The sequence below is a fragment of the Glaciibacter kafniensis genome, assembly GCF_039538945.1.
GTDB lineage: Bacteria > Actinomycetota > Actinomycetes > Actinomycetales > Microbacteriaceae > Cryobacterium > Cryobacterium kafniensis.
The window spans coordinates 69,175-92,536 of the sequence record NZ_BAABCN010000004.1; the positions used below are offsets into that span (position 1 = coordinate 69,175).

A 23,362-nucleotide genomic window follows, 5' to 3' on the forward strand; every position below is an offset into this window, starting at 1 on the left:
CACTCTATGCTGCATCCGCGGCCTATCAACGAGGACGGGAGGTTCCCATGTCGAATTACATTGCATCTGCACTGGTCGGTGAGCCCGAGGTTGTCGAAGACGCCCGCACCAGCAACCTCGCCGTCGGCGTCGAAACCCACCCCGCCTGGCTCCGTCTGAAGAACGCCGCGACGGCGCTTCAGGCCGTGCAGGCCCAGGATGGCTCGATTCCCGACGCGGCTGACCACACGGATGCCGCGGCCCAGGTCGCAACGCTGACCCAGGCTGTCGAAGAACTCGCGCCGCTGTTCCCGCACGACGCTGCCTACCTCAGCGCGCTCCGTGCCGACTTCGTGCGCTGGGTGGTCGGTGCAGAGGGAGCCGGTGGCTTCGGCGTGCCCGACTTCTATGACTCGCTGATGGCTTTCCAGCCGCAGCAGCACCGAGCCGACGGCATCCGTCACCTCGTGGTTTTTCCGATGTACACGCAGAACGGCAGCACAATCCGTTTCGTCGAGGCCGTGCTGGTCGAGGTGATCTGGCCGGAGTTCATCGCCGCGCTGGAAGAGGAGTACACCAACGGCTTGTTCGTGCCGATTCGGTTCCTCGACTTCACGGCCGGCTACGACACGAACTCGGCCGTGCTGTTTCCTGAGACCGTGGCGATGCGCGAGATTCCGACCTTCACCTGGGGCGCGATCTTCCAGGACCGCGAGGCGGCCCGCTACCGACGGGTCGTGCGCGCGGCAGCCGACATCACGCGTCTCGAACTGCCCGAAGACGCGGCGACTCTGCTCGATGACCAGCACCTGACCGAAGAAATGTTCGTCATGTGGGATCTCATCCACGACCGCACGCACATGCGCGGCGACCTGCCGTTCGACCCGTTCATGATCAAGCAGCGGATGCCGTTCTTCCTCTACTCACTGGAGGAACTGCGCTGCGACCTCACCGCATTCCGCGAGTCGGTGAAGATCGAGCGGGACGAGAACGCCAGCCCCGAGGCACGCAAGCACGCCAAGTTGGTTCAGTACGGCGTGATCTTCGACCGGATCTTCCGGTTCTCGATCACCGGCAGCCGGGTGCGCAACTATGACGGCCTCGGCGGACAGCTGTTGTTCGCCTGGATGCACCAGCACCACGTGTTGCACTGGACCGACACCAAGCTCGACTTCGACTGGGACGCGGTTCCGGATGTCGTGATCGCGCTCGGCGCCCAGATCGACGAGCTCTACTGGAAGTCGATCGACCGCCCGAAGAAGGCGCATTGGCTGGCCGCGTACGACATGATCGCCGAGACGCTCACGCCGAACCCGGCCTCGGCCTGGGCACGCGGGCTTCCGCTCGAGGTGCTCGCCGGACCGCCGAAGGGGTACACCGACCTCGTGATGGACGACGAGTTTCCGCTGTCGATGTTCTTCGAGGCACTCGACAAGAAGATGAAGACGGTCATCGAGTCGACCAAGGGCATCACCGCTCGTGACTAACGACGCCGACTCGTCGGCTGTCGCCGCCCCCTCGACCGTCGCTGGTCGCACCGTGCTCATTGCCGGTGCGACCAGCGCGGCCGGGGTCGCGGTCGCGACCGCACTCCGGGCGGCCGGCGCCCGCGTGATCGCGGTGGGTTCGAACGCTGAGCGTTTGGCCGGGTTCGCCGAGCAGGTTCCGGGCGCCATCACGCGTGTCTGCGACCTCGCTGACTTCGAATCGGTGACGGCACTGGCGTCAGAGATTCGCGACCGGGCAGCCGAGCACGGGCATGGCGGTGTCGACGGGCTGATTCACCTGGTGGGCGGATGGCGCGGTGGCGGCGGACTTGCCGGCCAGAGCGACGACGACTGGGACTTTCTGCACCGCAATGTGGTCACGACGCTGCGCAACACAACGCGCGCGTTCAACGCCGACCTCCTGGCCTCGCCGGCCGGGCGGCTCGCGATCGTGTCGAGTGTCTCTGTCGACAAGCCGGCACCGGGCGGTGCGAACTATGCCGCCGCGAAGGCTGCGGCCGAAACCTGGACCCGCGCGGTCGGGCAGGGGTTCGCGAAGGCCCCGCATGCCGCGGCGGTCATCTTCGTGGTGCGCTCGCTCGAGGGGTTGGAAGCCGAACTGGCGAGCCAGGTTGTCGGCCTGTGGAACGCGGATGCGGCATCCGTCAACAACGCGCGGGTGCGACTCGGCGCGTAGCTGGGTTGGTTGCGTCGGCCGAGGCCCGACACGACGGTCTCAGTACGGCAACAAAACGACACCCCTCTACCCCCCTTTGGGGTCAAAATCGCATATCGCCTGCGAATCCGCCGATAGACTCGCGGCGGAGCCTTTCGGGGGGCAGAGGACTTTTTTGCGTTCACAATTCACCGGTCTCCACCAGCAGTTACCTTTCCACAGTGAATGAGGACCAAAAAACGTGAAAAAAACTCCCACCAGCGGCCTGCGCCGCGTTGCCGCCCTGGGCCTCGGCCTCGCCATGATCGGCGGGCTTTCCCTCGTGGCCGCCGCGCCCGCTTCGGCTGCTCCCGAAACCCACACGGCAACCGGAACAGTCACCGGCATGACCGAGACCGGTCATGCCCCTCTGACCGGAGCTGAGTTCGCGATCGAAGATGGCGCTTCCGCCGTTACCGATAGCGATGGCGTTTTCTCCCTGTCGGTAGAAGATGGCCACTACGAGTTCACTATCTCCGCGGACGGCTACCTCCCCTACTCAAGCGGTCTCGACGTTGAAGGCTCAAACGTCGACTTCGGCGAGTTCAACCTGGTGCAGGACCTGCCCGAAGAGCCCGCACGGTTCTCGATCAACGGTGTGATCACGGCCAAGGACGCCAACCCGGCCTTCGCCCCCACCGCCACGCTCTACCCCAGTGATGGAACCTCGCCCTGGTACACGCCGGTTGACGCAGACGGAAAGTTCTCATTTGAGAACCTGCTCCCCGCCGCTGACCTCACCGTGGTGATTGCCGCAGAGGGATACGCAACCCAGAACAAGACCGTCTCCATCACTGACGCAGACGTCAACCTGAGCGTTGAACTCCTGACGCCTGTGCCTGCCGGCACCGTCACGCTCTCCGGCGACCACGTCGCGGGCGGCACACTCACCGCGACCCCGGCCGGCTGGCCGGCCGGCACGACGTTCAGCTACCAGTGGGGCGCCGTTGCTCCGGGTCAGCAGAACTCGGGCGACATCCACGATTTCGACGCAGCGCAGCTTCCCGTGACCGCTGAACTCGCGGGCAAGCTCATCTGGGTGCAGGCCATCGGCCACCTGGACGGCTTCGCAGACGGATACTCCACGGGAAACACCAGCAGCACCCCGCAGCTGCCGATCGCAGCCGCACCGGTCGCCGATTCAGCCGACCTGGCCGCGTTCCTCGAGGCCGCCGGTTCCGCGCCGTTGACCCAGACCGCCGCAGGCCTGCCCGCCGGCGATCTGAACCCGACCCAGAGCTACTCCGCCAACGTGCCGTTCGCGGGATCGGACAGCTTCGTCGACGCCTACCTGTACTCCTCGCCGATCAGCGTTGGCTCATTCCCGGTCGTGAACGGCGTCGCCCAGGTCACCCTGAGCGCTGACGTGCTCGGTCAGCTGGCCGCTGGTTCGCACACGCTCGTCGTCGTCGGCCAGTTCAGCGGCACCGTGTCGAGCGTCACGATCAGTGTCGCTGCGGTACTCGCAGAGACCGGCGCCAACCCGGCACCGCTGGGCGCTACCGCCGCGCTGCTCGCCCTCCTCGGCGTGGCAGCCCTGGTGGCCGTGCGTCGCCGTCGCGCGCACGTCTAACCACTCGTAGTTCGAAGGGGGCGCGGCCGACAGGCTGCGCCCCCTTTTGCGTGCCCGGGAGTGCAACACCCCTCCGTGAGCGGATGCCCCGTCTCGCGGGATCCCCCGTCTCGCGCCGCGCGTGCGCTCAAATCGTCGCCTGCCCACGCGCGAAGCGACGTTTCGGGCGCACGCGCGCGCGTCTTCTCTCGCATGGACGTGGACGGGCGGGGAGAACCGGGCCTCTCCCCCGCGCGACGGATCCGCAGAGGGGCCCCGCCCAGTACCGTGGAGGAATGACCGACCTGACCGACCCGTCAGCCGAGGGCTGGCGACGGCCCCGGCCCGGCGCATCCGCCTACCGTGCCGACGCCTGGATTGCTGTGGTTCTGGCCGCCGGCACCGCGCTGAGCATCTCGCTCTCGCGCGGAGCCGGAATTTACTCCGATTCCCCCGTGTGGCTCGCTGCGCTCTGGGTCGCCGGGATCACCCTTCCGCTGGCCGCTCGGCGCCGCTGGCCGGAGGCCGTGGCCGTCTTCGTGTCCGTTGTGTTCGCCGGCGGGGCCATGCTCGGTGCCGTCGATCTACTGTTCAGCAACATCTGTCTCTACGTCGCCATTTTCACGGTCGGGGCGTGGGGGCAGAACCGGATGCTGGCGCGCTGGCTGCGTCTCTTCATCGTCGTTGCCATGTTCGTCTGGTTGTTCTGGGCGCTGATCACACAGGCGAACCAGGCCACGACGATGCCCGGTCTCTCGCGTGACGGGGCGTTCTCGCCGTATGCCGCCTGGGGGCTGCTGCAGGTGCTGATCAACCTGCTCTACTTCGGGGCTGCCTACTATTTCGGTGACACGGCGTGGCAATCCGCGCGTCGCTCGGCGGTGTTGGAGGAGCGCACCCAGGAACTCGCGCGCGAACGTCAGCACAGCGCCGCGCAGGCGGTCGCGCTCGAACGCGTGAGGATCGCCAGGGAGTTGCACGATGTCGTGGCGCACCACGTCTCGGTGATGGGCGTGCAGGCGGGCGCGGCGCGGCGCATCCTGGATCGAGATCCGGCAGCAGCAGCGCAGGCGCTCAGCCAGATCGAGCAGAGCGCTCGCAGCGCCGTCGACGAGCTCGGCGCGCTGCTGACCGCGTTGCGGGCGGATGACGCGGATGACGCGGCCGACGCAACTGACGTTGCGCCTGGGGTGACGCAGGGGTTGGCGTTCGGGCCGACCCCAGCGAGCCTGAGCAGCAGCACCCGCGGCGTCGCCCAGCTTGAGGAGTTGGCTGAACAGAGTCGGGCGGCCGGAATTCCCGTGCAGTTCGGCATCGTCGGCGACCCGCGCACGCTGCCGGGCACGATCAGCCTCAACATCTATCGCATCGCCCAAGAGGCGCTCACGAACACGCGCAAGCATGCGGGATCCGGGGTGAGCGTCGACCTGCGGTTGCGCTATGAAACGGATGCCGTTGAGCTCGAGGTCACGGACGATGGGGTCGGTCGACTGCCGGCGTCGAGAACGGGAGTCGCCGCGAGAGTCGCTTCCGGCGCCGCTGCGGGAGTCGCCGCGGGAGTCACGTCTGGCGTCGCCACGGGAGCCGCTGCGGGAAGCACCCGCGGTCCCGCCGCCTCCGGCGGCCACGGCCACCTGGGCATGCGCGAACGCGTCGCGGCCGGCGGCGGCACGCTGGAGCTCGGCGCGCGACCCCGCGGCGGCTACCGGGTGCGGGCACGCTTTCCGCTGGCGCCACCGCACTCGCCCACCCACCCCGCAGAGCTGGAGAACTAGCCGATGAACCCCGCCCCCATTCGCGTGCTCCTGGTCGACGATCAGGCGCTGGTGCGTGCCGGATTCCGCATCATCCTCGAGTCGGAGCCGGGCATCGTCGTGGTCGGCGAGGCCGCCGACGGACACGCTGCGATCGAAGCGGCTGCCGCCCTCAACCCCGACGTGATCTGCATGGACGTGCAGATGCCCGGCGTCGACGGCCTGACCGCCACCCGCGAGATCGTCGCAAACCCGGGCATCCGTTCGGCGATTCTGGTGCTGACGACGTTCGACCGCGAGGACTACCTGTTCGAGGCGTTGCAGCACGGCGCGAGCGGATTCATCCTGAAGAACTCGTCGCCCGAGGCCCTGATTGAGGCGGTGCAGGTGCTCGCGCAGGGCAATGCGCTGCTCGCTCCCGACGTCACGCGCCGGGTGATCGAGCGGTTTGTGGCCGGGGCAGGGGCCACTGCCGGTCGCAACGTCGCCGACGAAAGCGGCGCAGGGGCGAGTTCCGCTGGCCCGAGCACTGCAGGTGCCGCGAGCGGTCGCGAGAGCGGGAGCGGGAGCGTAGCGGCAACTTCACGGGCGAGCGCCGGTGCGCACCCTGGCTCGGATGCCGACCGACCGGCAGACACCGCACCATCCGTTCACGCGCTGCCCGATGCGCTCGACGACCTCACCGATCGCGAAGCCGAGGTGCTCGGCCTGCTGGCGCTCGGCCTCGCGAACGCCGAGATCGCCGGCCGGCTCTTTCTCGGTGAGGCCACGGTGAAGACCCACGTCTCGAAGGTGCTGATGAAACTGGGGCTGCGGGATCGCATTCAGGCCGTCGTCTATGCCTACGAACACGGCCTCGTGGTGCCCGGCGAGCGCCTCGGCGCCTCGGCAGCCGACATCGTGCGCTGAGGCGTCACCGCACCACCCGAATCACCGGCAGAATTGACAGATGACCATTCCGCTTTCCGGCACCCAGTTCGAGCTCTCCTTCGGTGATTACACCGCCACCGTCGCGAGCGTGGGCGCGACTCTGCGCACCCTGGCGCACGCCGGGCGCGACCTCATTGTTCCGTTCGACGCCGACGAGGTGCGCCCCGCGTTTCGCGGCGCCATCCTGGCCCCGTGGCCGAACCGGGTCGTCGACGGTCGCTACACGATCGACGGGGTCAGCCAGCAGCTGAGCCTCACCGAGCCGGGCCGCGGCCATGCCCTCCACGGTCTCGCCAGCTGGCTCGACTTCATCGCGCTCGAGGAGGCAGCGGACCGCCTCGTGCTCGCCACGACCATCGAGCCCCAGGTGGGCTACCCCTTCCGCCTGCAGCTGCGGGTCGAGTACACGCTCGACGCCGACGGCCTGCGCACCACCATGATGGCCCGCAACGTCGGCCCGGATGCCGCCCCCTACGGAACCGGCCCCCACCCCTACCTGGTGGCCGGCGACGGCACGATCGACTCCTGGACGCTCAGCCTGCCGGCCGCTGAAGTACTCACCGTCACCGACGACCGGCTGATTCCGATTGAGCTGACGGATGTCGCCACCGAGGGCGATGGGGCGCTCGACTTTCGCACGCCCCGCGTGATCGGCGACACCATGATCGACCACGCCTTCACCGGGCTGAGCCGCGACGAGGACGGCATCGCCGAGGTGCGCGTGACCGCGCCGTCGGGCACCGGGGTCGCGATGCGCTGGAGCACCGGCTGCAAGTGGGTGCAGGTGCACACCGCCGACCAGCCCGATCCTGCGACCAGCCGCCGCGGCCTGGCTGTCGAGCCGATGACCTGCCCGCCCGACGCGTTCAACTCGGGAACCGACCTGATCATGCTCAAGCCGGGGCAGCTCGCCTCGGTCGGCTGGACGATCGCGGCGCTCTAAGCCGCGGCTTTCGGCCGGCGGTTTCCGCGCCGCCGAGTTTGACCGTTTCGGTCGAGAATCCCTGCTGTGCCGGGGCAACTCGACCGGAAGTATCAAGCTCGGCGCGAAAAGGGCGCCCCAACGGATGCGCGCGGAACCGGATCAGCCTCCCGGCAGGCAGGGGCCCACCCGCACGAGCGTGACCAAGCCGAACGAGTAACGCACGTGCAGACTCTTCGCCGGCAGAGCGGCTGACCCCGCGAGGTCGATGTTTCCACCCAGATCGCTGTCTTCGTTGTAGCCGAGCGCCTCCCACGCCGCGACGATGCGCTCCGATGCCGCCACGTTTGAGTCGGTGACCTCGCGGTCATGCTCATCGGAGGTCGTGTCGGTGATGACGCCGGTGGTGAAACTCACATCCGGATAGATCGTCGACACCCCTGCCCCCTCGGCACAGGCTTCGAAGGAGACAACGGGAGCCTCAGCGGGCTCCTCAGCGGGAGCCTCACCCAGCGCACCGCGCGTACCGTCGCCGTGCGAGACAGTCCACACCGCAGCCGGCCCCGCGGCGGTGACCGCGGCATCAAGCACCGCCTGCATGCCGATGTGCACCTCGGATGCGTTCAGTTGCGTACCCGGTTCGCTCGGGTCGGCCTCCGGGTTGGGTGCTGCCCCGGCAACAGGCGGCACCGTCTCGTGCAATTCAGTCGGCTCCGTTGGCCACAGCCACTGCTGCTGTTCGGCGTACGCATCCCGTGCATCCGTGACCATGCCGAGCAGCGCCATCCCGCTCAGCAGCGTCACGGCGAGAATGCAGGTGGTCAGCAGTGCCACCCCGCCTGGCGTCGGAGTGAGGTCGGCGTCGCCACTGACCCGACCTGGAATCGGCGGCGGCCCCCGTCGAACGGCCGCCGCTGGGGCAGCTTCGGCGCCGGGCGACGCCATCGGTGCCGCCGATGCCGCCGCACCTGGTCTCTCTGTCGACGCACGAACCGCCGCGAGTCGCCGCGAGTCGGAGTCGAGAACGCTAATGCTCAGCGCGGCAGCAGCGACGGCCGCCAGAGCGACCAACGCCCCGAGCCCTCCGACCAACGAGCCAGAAGAAAGAACTGCGGTGATCCAGGGGCGCCCATTGCCCTCGGCAACGCCAGCAATGGCGAGAACGCCCAGGAGCGCTCCAACCGCTCCCGCTATCGCTTTGGCCCACCGGCCCGTCGCGCCGACACCGACCCCCGCGAGCACCCCCAACGCCGCACTACACCCGCAGACCAGACCGACAAGCACTCCAATCAGCACGCCGGCAAACGCGCCAGCGATCGCGATGCCGACAGTGTTGCCTCCGGGCTCCTCCAGGTCGAGTGCCACACCGAACAACGCACCGGCAACGAGTCCGATCCCCGCGCCGAGCTTCGCGCCGAGCGAGAGCGCCCTGATGAACGATTCACCGATCGTGCGCCCGGGCAGCACGGCACCGGGGCGGCTGAGCCGGCCCGCGGCCGGCGTGCGTGGCAGAATGTCGCCGCCGACCGCATCCGTTTCACTGTCGGTGCCATCGCGTGAACTGCCGTCGCGTGAACTGCCGTCGCTCCCCATGCGTTCCCCTCCGCTTGGGCTCCAACCTATCGCGCGCTCCCCCGCACGGCGGAGCCTCCAACCACCGACCTTCTGACGTTCACCCACGCGACGGATGCGCCGCAGCCGGTCCGCTCCCTAGTCTGAGACCACCAGCAGACGAAAGGGCACTCATGCTCGAGATCAGAGACGTCAACAAGCACTACGGCAGCCGCCACGTGCTGCGCGATGTGAGCTTCACCGTCGGCAACGGCCGGATGACCGGTTTCGTCGGCGGCAACGGGGCCGGCAAGACCACCACCATGCGGATCATCCTCGGCGTGCTCGCGCCAGACAGCGGCCCCGCTTCCGGATCCGTGCTGCTCGATGGCACACCGCTCACGGCCGGCGACCGCCGCCGTTTCGGCTACATGCCGGAGGAGCGCGGGCTCTACCCGAAGATGAAGGTGGCAGAGCAGCTGGTCTACCTGGCCCGCCTGCACGGTCTCAGCCCGGCCGAAGCCCGGCGCAACACCGCAGAACTTCTCGAGCGACTCGGCCTCGGCGAGCGCGCCGGCGACCCCGTCGAAGGGCTCTCCCTCGGCAACCAGCAGCGCGCGCAGATCGCCGCGGCCCTCGTGCACGACCCCGAGTTCCTCGTACTCGACGAGCCGTTCTCCGGCCTTGACCCGATGGCCGTCGAAGCCGTGCAGAGCGTGCTCAAGGACTACGCCGCCGGCGGCGTTCCCGTGCTCTTCTCCTCGCACCAGCTCGACATCGTCGAAAGGCTCTGCGACGACCTCGTCATCATCGCCGACGGCCAGATTCGTGCCGCCGGCCAGAGCGAGCAGCTGCGCGAGCAGTTCAGCACCCCCCTCTTCGAAATCCACACCGACGGCGACGCCGGCTGGATCCGCGACGTGACCGGCGTCACTGTCGTCGACTTCGACGGCGGGTATGCCGCCTTCGAAGCCGAGACGGATGCCGCGAGCCAGTCGGTACTCTCCCAGGCCATCGCCAGAGGAGGCGTGAAGTCATTCGGACCCCAGCGCCCCTCGCTCGCCACCATCTTCAAGGAGGTCGTTCGATGAACACCACACCGACCACCGCCCCGGCCGTCGCATCCGGCTCACACGGCGCCCCGAGCACCGACATCCGCCCGCGCACCACCCGCCCCGCCCCCGCCATCGGCCAGAGCATCTGGCTCGTCGCGAGCCGTGAAATCATGGCACGCATCCGCAGCAAGGCGTTCCTGATCTCCACCGGAATCCTGCTGCTGTTCGCCGTCGGCTCCGTCGTCGCCGGCGGAATCACCAGTGCCAACCCGACGCTGCCCAAGGTCGCCGTCGTCGGCTCGGCCGCCGCCGTGATCGCCGACAACCCCGCCCTCGACGCCGTTCCGGCCGAGAGCGTGGCCGCCGCCGAAGCGCTGGTGCGTGACGGCTCGGTCGAGGCGGCCATCGTGCCGGCCACCTCCGCTGACTCCCCGCTCGACATCTCGGTGATCGCCCTCGAGTCGGCGCCCAGCGGGGTGATGGGCGCGCTCAGCGTCTCGCCGAGCGTCGAGTTGCTGCAACCGCCCAGCCAGAACGGCTTTCTGAGATACCTCGTCGCGATCGGATTCGGGCTGGTCTTCTTCATCTCGGCCATGACCTTCGGCACGACCATCGCGCAGAGCGTGGTCGAGGAGAAGCAGACCCGCGTCGTCGAAATCCTGATGTCGGCCGTGCCGGTGCGGGCCCTGCTGGCCGGCAAGATCCTGGGCAACAGCATCATGGCCTTCGCCCAAATCGCCCTGATCGGAGTACTCGTCTCCACCGCGATGGCGGTGACCGGTCAACGGGTGCTGCTGACTGATCTCGGCCCATCGGTCGTCTGGTTCGCCGTATTCTTCGCGTTCGGCTTCGTGCTGCTCGCCGCGCTCTACGCCGCAACCGCCTCGATGGTCTCCCGCCAAGAGGACGTGGGATCCGTCACCTCCCCCGTGATGATGCTCGTGATGCTTCCCTACTTTCTGGTGATCTTCTTCAACGACAACCCCACGGTGCTGACGATCATGTCCTATGTTCCATTCAGCGCCCCGGTCGGGATGCCGATGCGCATCTTCCTCGGCACCGCCGAGTGGTGGGAGCCACTGCTCGCCCTCGTCATCCTGATCGTGACGACCCTCGTCGTGATCGCGCTCGGTTCGCGCATCTACTCGAACTCACTGCTGCGCATGGGGGGCCGGGTCAGCCTCAAGGAGGCGCTGCGGGGCTAGCCCTTCAGCGCTCTCTCCCCATTCGACGGAGATTTTTCTCCCACAGACGCATTCGGGCCCGATTGGGCCCGTTTCGCGTGGAATCTCCGTCGAATGGTGGGAACACGCAGCGAAAACGTACCTGCCGGTGGCGACGAGGTAGTCTCCACGACGAAGCGCGCCACGCGGGAGACGGATGCTGCGTCACAGGCCACTGCCCCGCACGTTTCATGCAGCCCACGCACAGAATCGGCGCGTTGTTGTACGGGAAGATAGGGGGGTGACCCAACTCCACGACCTGACGTCCCGCGGTTTCGCATCCGACAACTACTCGGGCATCCACCCGCAGATCCTTGAGGCCATCGCCACGGCGAACGGTGCACATCAGATCGCCTATGGCGACGATGTCTACACGAATCGCCTCACCGAGGTCTTCGTCAGCCACTTCGGCGAGGGCGTCGAAGCCTTTCCGGTGTTCAACGGAACCGGCGCCAATGTCACCGGACTGCAGTCGATGGTTCCGCGCTGGGGTGCTGTCATCTGCGCCACCACCGCGCACATCAACTCCGATGAGGGCGGTGCCCCCGAGCGCGTCGGCGGCCTCAAGCTGCTCGGCATCGAGACGCCCAACGGCAAGCTCACCCCCGAACTCATCGCCCAAGAGGCCTGGGGCTGGGGCGACGAGCACCGCGCGCAGCCGCTCGTCGTGTCGATCACCCAGACCACCGAGCTCGGCACCGCATACACGCCAGACGAAGTTCGCGCGATCGCCGACTACGCGCACGCCCATGGCATGAGCTTGCACATGGATGGCGCGCGCATCTCGAACGCGGCGGCCAGCCTCGGCGTACCGTTCCGGGAGTTCACCCGCGACGCCGGTGTCGACGTGCTCAGCTTCGGCGGCACCAAAAACGGCATGATGCTCGGCGAGTGCATCGTGGTGCTGAACCCCGCTGCATCCGCCGGCCTGAAGTACCTGCGCAAGCTCAACATGCAGCTCTCCTCGAAGATGCGGTTCGTGTCTGCCCAGTTCATTGCGCTGCTTGAGGGCGACCTCTGGCTGCAGAATGCCAGCCACGCCAACGGGATGGCCCAGCGCCTGCGCAGCGCCCTCGAAGCGGGCCTCGCCGACGGCTCGCTGCACGGCCTCTCGTTCACGCAGGCCACCCAGTCCAACGCGGTTTTCGCCATTCTGCCGGCCGGAGTCGCCGATCGCCTGCGCGAGTCGTTCCGGTTCTACGACTGGAACCCGGCCACCCGCGAGGTGCGTTGGATGTGCGGATTCGACACCAGCGAAGACGACATCGACGCGTTCATCGCGGCGCTGCGCCAGGAGCTCTCGGCCCCGTGACCGCCCTTCCCGCCTCGCGAGTGCGCTCAAATCGTCGGCTCAGCTCCGGTCGACGCGACAATTTGAGCGCACGCGCGAGCTCGGGAGAACCGAGCGCGACACGCACCACCCGCGCAGATGATTGAGGAGTATCGACGATGAACGCCTTCGCAGACAAGCCCTGGCTCTCGGCCTACGCGGAGGGCGTTCCGGCGACGATTGTGCCGCCGACCGGGTCGCTCGTCGACATGATGGATGCGACGGTGAAGACCTACACGTCGGCCGTCGCCCTCGATTTCTTCGGCGCGACCACCAGCTACAGCCTGCTCGGTGAGCAAATCTCCCGCGTGGCGAATGGCCTGGCGAAGCTTGGGGTGAAGGCCGGCGACCGGGTAGCCCTCGTGCTGCCGAACTGTCCGCAGCACATCGTGGCTTTCTATGCCGTGCTGCGCCTCGGCGCGATCGTCGTCGAACACAACCCGCTCTACACGCCGCGGGAGCTGCGCCACCAGTTCGAGGATCACGGCGCCCGCGTCGCCATCGTCTGGGACAAGGTCGTCGACACCGTGCTGGCCTTTCCGAAGGACATCGCCGTGCGCGCGACGGTCTCGGTCGACGTGACCAGGGCGATGCCGTTCGGCAAACGGGTCGCGCTGCGCCTGCCCATCCCGAAGGCCCGCACCGCTCGCGCCGCGCTCACCTCGTCTACCCTGAGCAAGGGTGCGATCAGCTGGGACACCCTCGTCACCTCACGGGCGCTTCGCCGTTCGCACCCGCGCCCGGCGGTCACCGACATTGCTGTGCTGCAGTACACGAGCGGCACCACCGGATCGCCGAAGGGCGCCATCCTCACTCACAACAACCTCTACTCCAATGCGTTGCAGGGCGCGGCCTGGGTGCCGGGTCTCCAGCCCGGCAAAGAGGTGTTCTACGCCGTGCTGCCGATGTTCCACGCCTACGGCCTCACCCTCTGCCTGACCTTCGCGATGAGCATGGGCGCCCGGCTGGTGCTCTTTCCCAAGTTCGACCCTGGTCTGGTGTTGGATGCTGCGCGCACCACGCCGCCGACGTTTCTGCCCGCTGTCCCGCCGATCTACGACCGCCTCGAGCGGGCCGCAGCCGAGCGCAAAGTCAGCCTGACCGGCATCCGCTTCGCCATCTCTGGCGCGATGAACCTGCCTGTCGCAACGGTCCAACGCTGGGAGGCAGCCACCGGCGGCCTGCTCGTCGAGGGGTACGGCATGACTGAGACCTCGCCGGTTGCGGCCGGAAACCCGATCGGCCCGAGCCGGCGACCTGGCACCGTCGGGGTGCCGTTTCCGAGCACCGAGATTCGGGTGACTGACCCCGACGATCCGAGCGTCGACCGCGGCTTCGACGAAGAGGGCGAGCTGCTCGTGCGCGGGCCACAGGTGTTCGCCGGCTACTGGAACCGATCAGACGAGACGGCCGCGGTGCTGCTCGCCGACGGCTGGCTGCGCACCGGCGACATTGTGCGCGTCTCGGCGGATGGCTTCATCACGATCGTCGACCGGATGAAGGAACTCATCATCACCGGCGGCTTCAACGTGGCGCCGTCGGAGGTCGAAGAGGCGCTGTTGGCGTATCCGTCGGTGGCGGATGTCGCGGTGGTCGGCATCCCGCATGAGTCAGGCGGAGAGGTTGTCACCGCTGCCGTCGTGCTCGTGCCTGGCGCGGTTCTCGACGCCCCGGCGTTGCGCCAGCACTGCCGCGGCCTGCTGTCGGCCTACAAGGTGCCCCGCACCATCGTGCAGGTCGATGAGCTGCCGCATTCGCTGATCGGCAAGGTGTTGCGCCGCCAGGTGCGGGAGCAGCTGACGCGCACGGCGGGCTGACCCAGCGCAACCACCTCGCATCCGCTCAGTGCACGAGGGTACTCAGCCAGATCACGGCCAATCCGAGAAGCGACGTCGCGGCAGCGCTCAACAGGCGTAGTCCCCAGCGCTGCCCGCGTCGCGCGGAGTTCACGAAGCCGAGAACCGCGAGAATCCCCACGCCCACCCAGAGCGCGATGTAGTAGGCGACGTACTCGTCGAGCAGTCCCATCACGGCGAGCAGCAAAAAGAACGCCGGCAGCAGCATCGCAACGACCATGCCGACCGAATGTTGCGCCGAGCGATATGCGGCATGGCTGATCGCCTTCCAGCGTGGGCCGATCGTCTCCTCCCGCGCGACGACGCCCGAGTAGATGTGGGCCAGCCAGAACACTCCGATCGTGCCCACCGTGAAGACCAACACTTCCCAGTCCGTGTTGAACTTCCAGCCCACTGCGATGAGCGCGCTGACCAAGACGGTGCCGTAGATCGCATATTCGGTGCGATATACGCCGGCCATGGCGATGACAGATTTGGTGGCGTTCGCTACCGTCGGCCCCGTCCAGCGATGCCCGGGCGGTCGCGGGCGCGACTCGTCAGCACCGACACGATCAGCACCGACACCGTCAGCACCGATACCGTCAGCACCGACGTCATTCATTGGCGGCAGCTTCGTCAAGAGGTGCACGGACAGTCGGACAGGATGCTTCACCCGCAGTGGCTCGCATGCGGTCTACGGTACTTCGCAATCTGCGTGCGGTCCACCGGCGAAGTTCCTCCGCCGATCACACTCCGCCGATTTCTTCGAGGATGCACAGGTTCGGAATACCTGTGCCCCATACCGGTTGTATCGGGTGGGTCAGAGTCGCCCCGCATCCAGTCCACGCGAGGAAAGATCCACACCCATGACACTCATCACTGACACCGTCAACCGTTCCGCCGACACCGACGCGCCGCTGCTCACCACCCTGGCCGAGCGTTGGAGCCCGCGCGGCTACGACGCCACCGCCGTCATCGACGAGGCCACCCTGACCACCGTGCTCGAGGCCGCCCGCTGGGCTCCCTCCGCCGCGAACATCCAGCCGGCCCGTTTCATCGTCACCCGCCGTGGCACCGACAGCTTCGCAAAGATTCACGACCAGCTGGCCGGCTTCAACAAGATGTGGGCCGACAGTGCATCCGTGTTGATCGCCAACGTGGCCGACGCCACCATGAAGCCGGAGCAGGACAACCCCTGGGCCTCCTACGACCTCGGCCAGGCTGTTGCGCACCTCTCGGTTCAGGCGCAGCACGAGGGCCTGCACACCCACCAGATGGGTGGCTTCGATGCAGCGGCCATCGCCGAAGCCTTCGGTCTGAGCGACAAGCAGACCGTGGTCTCGGTCACCGCGCTCGGCACGCTGGCGGATGTCTCGTCGATGAGCGCCGAGATTCTCGAACGTGAGTCGACGCCGCGTACCCGCAAGCCGCTCGACGAGCTGCTGCTCGCCAACGACTAGGGCCCACCCGTTGGTCGAGACGCGTGCTCGCAAGCTCGCGCGCTCCTCGATCAACGAAACGGTCATATACCTCATAGTCACGGGCTCGCTTCGCTCGCTCGTTCCTCGACCAACGAAATGACGCGGCCTCCTACGTCGGCTGCTCCTTGATCACCGAAGCGGCTCGATCACCGATCGGTTGGTCGAGCTTGCCGACCCCGTTAGCCGCTCAGCGTGCCCGCCCCGGCCATCGGCATGTGCCTCAGGCCGATCGTTGGTGCTGCGCAGGTCGAGAACCGCGACGCCCACTGAACTCAATGGGCGTCGCGGCTTTCGACCCTCGGATTGCGAAACGGGCCGACCACGGATGGCGCTGCGCGGGTTGAGCGCCGCCGCGCGGGTCGGAAGCCCGGCCGCTTTCAGGCGAAATACCGTTGCGCGGGTTCGATGCCGCGGCGCGCACTGGGGCCGGCGCGCGTAACGGCGCCTGACCCGCGCGGCGGCAATGTGGCGGTCGAGCTCGAGACGTCGCGAGCCAATCCTCAAACGCGACCCACGTCAAGAGATCGGCTCGCCTGGTCTCGAGATGCGCGCTCCTGCGTCGGCTGCTCCTCGACCAACGAAATGGCCCATATACCTCAGAGACGCGGCCGACTCCGTCGGGCGCTCCTCGATCAACGAAATGGGTTACGGCCGCAACAACACCTTGATCGCCCGACGCTCGTCCATCGCGGCATACGCCTCGGCGACATCCGCCAGCGGCAGCTGCAGGTCGAACACGCGACCGGGGTCGATCTCGCCAGACAACACCTCGGGCAGAAGCTCCTCGATGTAGCCGCGCACGGATGCGACACCGCCGTTCACGCCCACGTTGCGGTTGAACAGGGAGCGAACCGGCAGCTCGGGGCCACCGTTCGGGGCACCGACATAGCCCACCATGCCGCCGGGTCGGGCCGAGCGGATCGCCTGGTCCATTGACTCCTTCGTGCCGACGCACTCGAGAATGCAGTCCGCGCCGATGCCGTCGAACATCTCCCGGATGCGTGCGACACCCTCGTCGCCGCGCTCCTCGACGATGTCGGTCGCCCCGAATTCGAGGGCGAGCGCCTGCCGGTCGGCGTGCCGAGACATGGCCACGATGCGGGAGGCGCCGAGACGCTTGGCGGCGATGATCGCGCAGAGTCCGACGGCGCCGTCGCCGACCACGACGACGGTGCTGCCCAGAGTCACACCGGCCGAGACAGCCGCGTGGTGCCCGGTGCCCATCACATCGGCCAACGTCAGCAGACCGGGAACCTGCTCGGCCTCCGGCATCTGCGGGGTGGCGACGAGCGAACCGTCAGCGTGCGGCACGCGCACGAGCTCTCCCTGGGCGCCATCCGCGAACCCACCGAACTTGTCTTCTGAGCCCCACCACCCACCGTTCAGGCAGGAGGTGCTCACCCCATTTCGGCAGTTGACGCAGGTGTTGTCGCAGTCGTAGAACGGGGCGATCACGAAGTCGCCGACGGCAACGGTCTGCACATCGGGACCGATCTCCTGCACGATTCCGACGAACTCGTGGCCGATCCGGTGTGGCTCGGTCGTCGGGGTCACGCCGCGGTACGGCCAGAGGTCTGAGCCGCAGACGCACGCGGCCACGACGCGCACGATGGCGTCACCGCCAGAAGAAAGCTTGGGGTCTGCTACCTCGTCGAGGCGGATGTCTCGTTCACCGTAAATCACTGTCGCACGCATGTGCAGAGCCTAACCCGCGTGCCTGGGTGGCGGCGCGGGAGCCCGCCCCGCAGCATCCGTCTGCCCGTCTGCGCGCAGCTGAACTCTCCGCGCGTGGGAGGCAACCGATGCAGCCGACCCGCCTACGAGCGGATGCGGCGGCGACGCACGAGCACGAACGCCCCGGCGACCAGCATGAGCACTCCGAACATCCCGGCCATCGCCAGCCCGTCATTCACACCGGTTCCGGCGAGCGGAGTCGTCGACGTGCCACCCGGCACGCTCGGGTTTCCGCCCGGGACAGTCGGGTTCGTCGGGTTCGTCGGATCAGTCGGATCAGTCGGGTTCGTCGGATCCGTCGGATCCGTCGGATCCGTCGGATCCGTCGGATCGACCACCGCCTTCTCGATCGTGATGACCGAGGTGACGAAACGCTGGTTTCCGTCGCTATCGAGACCCGAGGCCACGATTGTGTGCTTTCCGAAGAGGTCAGTCGGCAACGTGAGCTCCACCGTGACGCTGCCCGAGGCATCCGCCGCGGCTACCGCCAACTGGCGCGGCACCGAGTAGATCCCGAATGTGATCGGCGCAGCGGCCGCGAACCCATCTGCGGTCACCGTGAGCTTCTGGCCTGGCGTGGCCGTGGCCGGAACGCCGATGAGGGAGACATCGCTTTCCGGGACAACGATCGGCAGAGGAACGGTCGCAGCCGCCACGACCGTAACCGTGAACGTCTGTGCTGCATCGGTTCCGACGCCATTGCCCGCGGTGAGATCCAGCAGGTAGGTGCCCGGCTCAGCGGTCGTGAGGCCGTCGAGCGTCGCGGTGCCATCGCCGTTGTCGGTGAAGGTCAGGCCGTGCGGCAGCTCACCGGTCGCCGTGATGCTCGTCGCGGCAGGGAAGCCCGCCCCGGTCTCGATCGTGGCCGAACCGGTGATGCCGTGGGTGAAGGTCGCTGCCGCGCCGCTCGTGAAGTGCGGCGTCTCGTTCACCGTCACTGTGAGGGTCTGGCTGACCGATACCCCACCCGCATTGGCCGCGGTCACCGTCAGCGCGTGGGTTCCGCCGGCGCCCGGCGTCGGGGTTCCGGCCAGCGAAGCCGTGCCGTCGCCGTTGTCGGTGAACGTCAGACCGCCCGGAACGGTGCCGGTGAGGCTGAACGTGGTGACCGTCGGGAAGCCGGCATCCGCTTCGATGGCGAAGCTGCCGTTGACCCCGACCTCGAACGCGGTGTCTGCTGCGCTGGTGATCGTCGGCGCCTCAGCGACCGTCAGCGTCAGCGTCTGGGCGGCATCCGGAGCGAACGTGTTTGTCGCTCCCAGCGTCATCACGTAGTCGCCACCGCTGCCGGCCTCGGGCGTTCCGCTCAGAGTGGCCGTGCCGTCGCCGTTGTCGGTGAAGTCGAGCCAGCTCGGCACATCGCCGCTCAGGGTGAGATCGGCGGTCGGGCTGCCCGTTGTGGTGGCGGTGAAGTTCTGCGCCGAGCCGTCAACGAGGAACGTGGCGGATGCGGCACTGGTCACGACCGGCGGGGTGCCGACGGTCAGCTGGGCGGGAGTCGTCGTCGCATCGGTGCTGGAGGCGCCGTTGGAGAAGACGGCTCGGTAGAGCGTGCCGTTCTGGGGCTGGCTGGCGGTGAAGCTGAGCGTTGCAGCGGTCGCGCCGGAGACATCCGTGTAGTGCGAGCCGCCGTCGATCGAGGCCTGCCACTTCACGGTCGGGGCGGGGTAACCGGTGGCGAGTGCGGTGAAGGTGGCGGTGCTGCCCGCGGTCACCGTGGTGGCCGCCGGGTTCGCCCCGATGGCCGGTGCCTCGGACACCGTCACAGTGAGCGTCTGCGTCGCGTCGGGCGTGACACCGCTGACACCGGTGAGCTGCAGCGTGTAGACGCCGCCGGAGCCGGCCGCTGCCGTGCCGGAGATGGTCGCCGTGCCGTCGCCGTTGTCGACAAATGCCAGGTCGGTCGGCAGCGCTGCGCCGCTCGGCACTGCGGCAATTGAGGCTACGGCCGGATAGCCGCCTCCGGTCGCCACCGTGAAGCTGCCCGATGTGCCGACGGTGAATGCCGCATTCATGCTGCTGATGAACGTCGATGGTTCGTTCACGACCAGCGTGAAGACCTGGGTCGTGTCACCCGCGGTGTTGCTCGCGGTCAGTGTGAGCGGGTAGCTCTTGCCCGCCGCCGCCTCCGGAGTGCCGGTGAGGGTCGCGGTTCCATCACCGAGGTCGGCAAAACCAACGCCCTCTGGAAGGTCTCCGGTCAGCTTCACAGTTGTTTCAGCCGGAAAACCGGGTGCGGTAGTAAAGGTGAAGGTGCCAGCGGAGCCGACAGCGAAAGCGGCGGTGTCGCCACTCGTGATCGAGGGTGCTGAGCTGACCGTGAGCGTGAAGTCCTGCTCAGTTTCGTTGAAGAGATTCTCTGCATGGATAGTGAAGGAGTATGTTCCCGCCGACCCTGCCGGCGGCGTGCCCGCGAAGGTCGCCGTACCGTTGCCCGCGTCGATCAGCGTGAGCCAGCTGGGCAGCCCACTGGGAACACCAATCGCGGGCGCCGGCCCACCTGACGCCGTGAGAGTGAAAGATTGCAACCCGCCGGTGAGGGCGAAGGCAGTCTGCGGGGCGCTCGTGATCACGGGGAGAGTTCCAACGACGAGACTGGCGTCAGTCGTGACTGCCGGGCCACTGCTATTGGTGAACACGGCGCGATAGCGGTTGCCGTTCTGTGATTGAGATGCGATGAAGCCGAGGGTGGCTGCCGTCGCGCCGGCAACATCCGCGTAGTCCACGCCATTGCTGGAGACCTGCCACTGCACGGTGGGAACGGGATATCCACTGGCCACGGCAGTGAAGCCGACCGGGTCACCGACGAGTCGTGCTACATCGTCCGGGTTCCCGGTGACCACCGGTGCTTCATTGACCGACAGCGCGAAGGTCTGCTCAGCGTTCGTCCCGACGCCGTTGCTCGCCGTGAACGCCACCTCATACGCGCCGCACTGGCCGGTATCGGGAGTTCCGCCGAGGGTCGCGGTTCCATCGTGGTTGTCCGTGAAGGTGACACCAGTCGGTAGCGCACCGGTTTGCGTCAGAGTCGTCGCGGTGGGGTGGCCGGCCGTCGTCACGGTAAAGGATGAATCAGTGCCGACCACGAAGGTCGCCTCCGTCGCGCTGGTGATGCGTGGCGCTTCGGTGACTGTCAGGACGAACGCCTGCGTTGCATCCGTACCGAAGCCGTTGGCTGCGGTGATGGTGAGCGGCAGCGAGGCGGTGCCACTGCCGACTGGCGGCTTGCCCTTCAGCACAGCGGTTCCGTCGTCGGCGTCGACCAGGCTGAGCCAGGCCGGCGCACCGCTCAGGGTGAGCGCTGCAGCGGGCGTGCCCGTGCTCGTGACGGCGAAGTTCTGGCTGGTTCCGTTCACCGTGAACGTGGCGGATGCCGCGCTCGTGATTGTCGGCGGAGTTCCGACGGTCAGCGTGGCCGCGTTGGACGTAGCGGTTGAGCCGTTGCTGAAAACGGCGCGGTAGCGGTTGCCGTTATCGGACTGTGCCACTGCGAAGCTCAGGGTGGTCGCGGTCGCGCCTGGCACGTCGGTGAATGTCGCGCCGGCGTTGGTCGAGACCTGCCATTTCACGGTGGGCACCGGGAACCCGGTGGCAGCGGCCGAGAAGCTTGTTGTTGTGCCTGCGACGTTGGTCGTCGACGTCGGCTGCGCGGTGACCACCGCGGGTTCGATGACAGTCAGCACGAAGCTCTGGCTCGCGTTCGGGTTGGTGCCGTTCGTAGCGGTGAAGGTGAGTGGGTAGATTCGGCCTGTGCCGACGGCCGGTTTTCCGGCCAACGTCGCTGTGCCGTCGGAGTTGTCGGTGAACGTGACCCCGGTCGGCAAGGTTCCGCTCTCGACGATTGTCGATACCGCCGGGAACCCACCGGTGGTCACAGTGAAGCTTGCGCTTTGCCCGACGGTGAAGCTCGTGTTCGCCGCGCTGCCGATGCCGGGTGCCTCGCTCACTCGCAGGGCGATCGTCTGGGTGGCAGCAGTTCCGACGCCGTTGTCGGCGGTGACAGTGATCGGGTAGTCGCCGCCCTGCCCCGCAGCCGGTGTTCCGGTCAGCGTGGCAATACCGTTTTTCATGTCGGTGAAAGTCAGTCCGGTCGGCAGCGTGCCAGTTCGGCTGATCACTGGAGCAGGGAACCCGGTCGTCGTGACGAGATCACCTGTGCGGGGGGCGCCGACTACAGCGCCGGAGGATGCAGCGCTGGTGATCTTCGGCGGTGTGTGAATTTCGAGCGGTGCCGTAGCCGCGATGCCGTCGACCGAGGCCTGCGCCGACCCGGGCCCCTCGGTCGTCTTCGCGTCGAACGTCGCAGTTGCTGTTCCGTTGGCTAACGTCGTCGAGACGGGAACGAGGGTGGCTCCGCTCGGAAGCGGGTTGCCCCAGGCGACCGGAAGACCCTCAAGTACCTGCAGGTTGGCCGCCGATATCGCGGTTCCGGCAGAGTTCTTCAGTACAGTCGCAGTGATTGTTGCCGACTTCGCTGGCGCAACGATCGGAGTCGTGTTGGCAGTCGCGGTCAGGGTGAGGTACGGGTGCGCAACTGCCTTGACTTCGGCCACGGCTCCCGAGGCCAGGGTGACCGCGGAGCATCCGTTGGCCCCTGGAGCGCAACCCCACCAGTTGTTCGTCGCTACGATCGTGGGCGAAGGAGAGGCCGCGCTCGCGAGCCCCACTGCGCCGCTGTTCGAGACGATGCGGTTGAAATGAGCGGTGACTGCACCGCCATCGATCTGCAGCGCGCCTCCGCCGGCCGGGCCAGTGATCGCGTTTCCGGTCACGATCGATTGATCGAGAGAGAGGGTTCCACCGCGCTGCCAGATTGCAGCCCCGACAGCCGGGAACGCCGATGCCCCTGCTGTGTTGCTCATGAATGTGCTGGTGCTGATGGCCATCGTGGCCTTGCCGCCGACGTCATCCAGGGCGAGCGCTGCGCCGCCGTTCGGCAGAGATGTCTTCGTGGTCGTGCTGTTTCTGCTGAACGTCGACCCGGTGATCGTCAGCTTCTCCGTGCCGACGCCAACGGCCTGATAGGCGATACCACCGCCGGCGCTGCTGCCAGAGGAGTTGTCGCTGATGGTCGAGTTGACGATGCTGAGTGAGCCGCCGATGAACTGGATGCCGCCACCCGGGTTCAGCGTCGAATCGGCCGTCGTGTTGGCGCTGTTGCCCGTGATCTCGGAGTCGGTCACCACCAGGGTGTCCGGCGCCACGTCGGAGGAACCGGATCCGCCGATGATTCCGCCGCCACCGTAGACGTTGTCCACTCCTCCGGTAATCGTCAGACCGCGCAGATTCACTGCCACGCCGCCGACCATCGATTCGTCGAGCACCATGACCTGGTGGGCGCCGTCACCACGGATAGTGGTCGATGCCGCGTTTGTGCCAGTGAGAGAAATCACCGATCCGGACTTGGTACCGATGCGGAGGGCACCGCCTGATGCCGCACTGAGCTGATACTGCCCAGCCATCAGCGTGATGTCGACGACGCCACCCCGGTTGTTCGCAACGCAGAGGGCGTTGCGTAGAGTGACGGGAATGCTCAATGTCGTGTTTGATGAGCTCACGCACGCTCCTGGAGCGTCGGAATCCTCCGTGCTGGTGACGACGATGGGAGAGCCGGCCACGGCATGGGCCGGCGACACGACAAGCAACGAACCAGAGGAGACGAGGCCGAGCGCAACAAACGCGGCCAGGATGCGGGAACGGCGCGAAGGTACGGTGAGCGAAATCATCGTCTGCCAGACTGCCAGATTTGCGACACGAGCGAACTCCCCAAAGTGGGGGTGGTTGCTCCGCTTTGTCATCGCATAGGATTTCTGT

Annotated in this window: 15 protein-coding genes; 11 read left to right on the plus strand and 4 right to left on the minus strand. The window is 67.3% G+C overall.

Annotated elements, in window-relative coordinates:
• Window positions 1-47 precede the first annotated feature (47 nt).
• The 6 genes from ABD791_RS09640 (at window position 48) to ABD791_RS09665 (ending at window position 7,360) form a co-directional block, all read left to right on the plus strand.
• Window positions 48-1,466, plus strand: a complete 1,419-nt coding sequence (locus ABD791_RS09640; RefSeq protein ID WP_345065471.1) for a DUF6421 family protein — start codon at window positions 48-50, stop codon at window positions 1,464-1,466.
• Window positions 1,459-2,163 carry an SDR family NAD(P)-dependent oxidoreductase gene (locus ABD791_RS09645; protein ID WP_345065474.1) on the plus strand — a complete coding sequence of 235 codons (705 nt, stop codon included), beginning with the start codon at window positions 1,459-1,461 and terminating at the stop codon, window positions 2,161-2,163. Before ABD791_RS09640 ends, ABD791_RS09645 begins: the two co-directional genes overlap by 8 nt.
• Before the next feature lie 220 nt (window positions 2,164-2,383).
• Window positions 2,384-3,754: a carboxypeptidase regulatory-like domain-containing protein gene (locus tag ABD791_RS09650; RefSeq protein ID WP_345065477.1), complete on the plus strand. Its 1,371-nt coding sequence runs from the start codon at window positions 2,384-2,386 to the stop codon at window positions 3,752-3,754.
• Between the two features lie 275 nt (window positions 3,755-4,029).
• Entirely contained in the window at window positions 4,030-5,508 is a 1,479-nt protein-coding gene (locus tag ABD791_RS09655; protein ID WP_345065480.1) for a sensor histidine kinase, read from the plus strand.
• A gap of 3 nt (window positions 5,509-5,511) precedes the next feature.
• Complete coding sequence (locus ABD791_RS09660) at window positions 5,512-6,396, plus strand: response regulator (protein ID WP_345065484.1); 885 nt, start codon at window positions 5,512-5,514, stop codon at window positions 6,394-6,396.
• 40 nt (window positions 6,397-6,436) lie between these two features.
• On the plus strand, window positions 6,437-7,360 hold the full coding sequence (locus tag ABD791_RS09665; RefSeq protein ID WP_345065487.1) for an aldose 1-epimerase family protein: 924 nt from the start codon (window positions 6,437-6,439) through the stop codon (window positions 7,358-7,360).
• A 141-nt stretch (window positions 7,361-7,501) separates the two neighbouring features.
• Here the strand turns inward: ABD791_RS09665 and ABD791_RS09670 are convergent, their stop codons facing one another.
• Window positions 7,502-8,932, minus strand: coding sequence for a hypothetical protein (locus ABD791_RS09670; RefSeq protein WP_345065490.1), 1,431 nt, complete (start codon window positions 8,930-8,932; stop codon window positions 7,502-7,504).
• A gap of 152 nt (window positions 8,933-9,084) precedes the next feature.
• Between ABD791_RS09670 and ABD791_RS09675 the strand changes: the two genes are divergently transcribed.
• From ABD791_RS09675 to ABD791_RS09690, 4 genes are all read left to right on the plus strand, one after another.
• A complete protein-coding gene (locus ABD791_RS09675; protein WP_345065493.1) occupies window positions 9,085-9,981 on the plus strand; it encodes an ABC transporter ATP-binding protein in 897 nt (298 codons plus the stop codon).
• Window positions 9,978-11,150 (plus strand): ABC transporter permease, encoded by a 1,173-nt coding sequence (locus ABD791_RS09680; RefSeq protein WP_486326971.1) that lies wholly within the window; start codon window positions 9,978-9,980, stop codon window positions 11,148-11,150. Before ABD791_RS09675 ends, ABD791_RS09680 begins: the two co-directional genes overlap by 4 nt.
• A gap of 259 nt (window positions 11,151-11,409) precedes the next feature.
• Complete coding sequence (locus ABD791_RS09685) at window positions 11,410-12,480, plus strand: threonine aldolase family protein (protein WP_345065496.1); 1,071 nt, start codon at window positions 11,410-11,412, stop codon at window positions 12,478-12,480.
• Between the two features lie 137 nt (window positions 12,481-12,617).
• A complete protein-coding gene (locus ABD791_RS09690; protein ID WP_345065499.1) occupies window positions 12,618-14,315 on the plus strand; it encodes a long-chain-fatty-acid--CoA ligase in 1,698 nt (565 codons plus the stop codon).
• Between the two features lie 25 nt (window positions 14,316-14,340).
• On the opposite strand, the gene ABD791_RS09695 is transcribed toward ABD791_RS09690, so the two are convergent.
• Entirely contained in the window at window positions 14,341-14,955 is a 615-nt protein-coding gene (locus ABD791_RS09695) for a hypothetical protein (RefSeq protein ID WP_345065502.1), read from the minus strand.
• Window positions 14,956-15,199: 244 nt separating this feature from the next.
• On the opposite strand from ABD791_RS09695, the gene ABD791_RS09700 reads away from it, so the two are divergent.
• Window positions 15,200-15,793 (plus strand): nitroreductase family protein, encoded by a 594-nt coding sequence (locus ABD791_RS09700; RefSeq protein ID WP_345065505.1) that lies wholly within the window; start codon window positions 15,200-15,202, stop codon window positions 15,791-15,793.
• Between the two features lie 666 nt (window positions 15,794-16,459).
• On the opposite strand, the gene ABD791_RS09705 is transcribed toward ABD791_RS09700, so the two are convergent.
• Both ABD791_RS09705 and ABD791_RS09710 read right to left on the minus strand, forming a co-directional pair.
• Window positions 16,460-17,509 carry a zinc-dependent alcohol dehydrogenase family protein gene (locus ABD791_RS09705; protein ID WP_345065508.1) on the minus strand — a complete coding sequence of 350 codons (1,050 nt, stop codon included), beginning with the start codon at window positions 17,507-17,509 and terminating at the stop codon, window positions 16,460-16,462.
• A 122-nt stretch (window positions 17,510-17,631) separates the two neighbouring features.
• Window positions 17,632-23,274: a beta strand repeat-containing protein gene (locus ABD791_RS09710; RefSeq protein WP_345065511.1), complete on the minus strand. Its 5,643-nt coding sequence runs from the start codon at window positions 23,272-23,274 to the stop codon at window positions 17,632-17,634.
• Window positions 23,275-23,362 lie beyond the last annotated feature (88 nt).

What these genes read in the sequence shown, in the direction of transcription:
- ABD791_RS09695 (WP_345065502.1), bottom strand. Translation starts at nt 14,955, where the DNA reads ATGAATGACGTCGGTGCTGACGGTATCGGTGCTGACGGTGTCGGTGCT.
- ABD791_RS09700 (WP_345065505.1), top strand. Translation starts at nt 15,200, where the DNA reads ATGACACTCATCACTGACACCGTCAACCGTTCCGCCGACACCGACGCG.
- ABD791_RS09675 (WP_345065493.1), top strand. Translation starts at nt 9,085, where the DNA reads ATGCTCGAGATCAGAGACGTCAACAAGCACTACGGCAGCCGCCACGTG.
- ABD791_RS09710 (WP_345065511.1), bottom strand. Translation starts at nt 23,274, where the DNA reads ATGATTTCGCTCACCGTACCTTCGCGCCGTTCCCGCATCCTGGCCGCG.
- ABD791_RS09670 (WP_345065490.1), bottom strand. Translation starts at nt 8,932, where the DNA reads ATGGGGAGCGACGGCAGTTCACGCGACGGCAGTTCACGCGATGGCACC.
- ABD791_RS09660 (WP_345065484.1), top strand. Translation starts at nt 5,512, where the DNA reads ATGAACCCCGCCCCCATTCGCGTGCTCCTGGTCGACGATCAGGCGCTG.
- ABD791_RS09680 (WP_486326971.1), top strand. Translation starts at nt 9,978, where the DNA reads ATGAACACCACACCGACCACCGCCCCGGCCGTCGCATCCGGCTCACAC.
- ABD791_RS09640 (WP_345065471.1), top strand. Translation starts at nt 48, where the DNA reads ATGTCGAATTACATTGCATCTGCACTGGTCGGTGAGCCCGAGGTTGTC.
- ABD791_RS09690 (WP_345065499.1), top strand. Translation starts at nt 12,618, where the DNA reads ATGAACGCCTTCGCAGACAAGCCCTGGCTCTCGGCCTACGCGGAGGGC.
- ABD791_RS09705 (WP_345065508.1), bottom strand. Translation starts at nt 17,509, where the DNA reads ATGCGTGCGACAGTGATTTACGGTGAACGAGACATCCGCCTCGACGAG.
- ABD791_RS09655 (WP_345065480.1), top strand. Translation starts at nt 4,030, where the DNA reads ATGACCGACCTGACCGACCCGTCAGCCGAGGGCTGGCGACGGCCCCGG.
- ABD791_RS09665 (WP_345065487.1), top strand. Translation starts at nt 6,437, where the DNA reads ATGACCATTCCGCTTTCCGGCACCCAGTTCGAGCTCTCCTTCGGTGAT.